Genomic DNA, 385 nt, shown 5'->3' with positions numbered 1-385 from the left:
GCCTGTCCGTGCAGGTTGTGCTGGATACCGAGGCTGCAGTGTACAGCGGTCAGGAGGCCATTGATGCCGGACTGGCTGATGAACTTGTTAACAGCACCGATGCGATCACCGTCATGCGTGATGCACTGGATGCACGTAAATCCCGTCTCTCAGGAGGGCGAATGACCAAAGAGACTCAATCAACAACTGTTTCAGCCACTGCTTCGCAGGCTGACGTTACTGACGTGGTGCCAGCGACGGAGGGCGAGAACGCCAGCGCGGCGCAGCCGGACGTGAACGCGCAGATCACCGCAGCGGTTGCGGCACTATTGAAGCGGCCAATCCCATGCATATTGTCTGTACATGGGGTCGCACAAATTGCATAGTATCATAAATAGCCATTCCA

1 protein-coding gene and 1 pseudogene are annotated in these 385 nt (G+C 56.1%); one reads left to right on the top strand and one right to left on the bottom strand.

The annotated features are described in order from the left end of the window. Positions 1-8 precede the first annotated feature (8 nt). Positions 9-71 (top strand): annotated as a pseudogene (locus EDI28_RS28080) (hypothetical protein); the annotation flags it as partial. A 214-nt stretch (positions 72-285) separates the two neighbouring features. Here the strand turns inward: EDI28_RS28080 and EDI28_RS27860 are convergent. After that, positions 286-363, bottom strand: coding sequence for an ATP-dependent Clp protease proteolytic subunit (locus EDI28_RS27860; RefSeq protein WP_369122694.1), 78 nt, complete (start codon positions 361-363; stop codon positions 286-288). Between the last annotated feature and the right edge of the window lie 22 nt (positions 364-385).

Source organism: Photobacterium chitinilyticum, from assembly GCF_004104355.1.
Classification (GTDB): Bacteria; Pseudomonadota; Gammaproteobacteria; order Enterobacterales; family Vibrionaceae; genus Photobacterium; species Photobacterium chitinilyticum.
The sequence above is the reverse complement of the archived record's forward strand: the minus strand, read 5'-3'. Positions and strand labels throughout refer to the sequence as shown.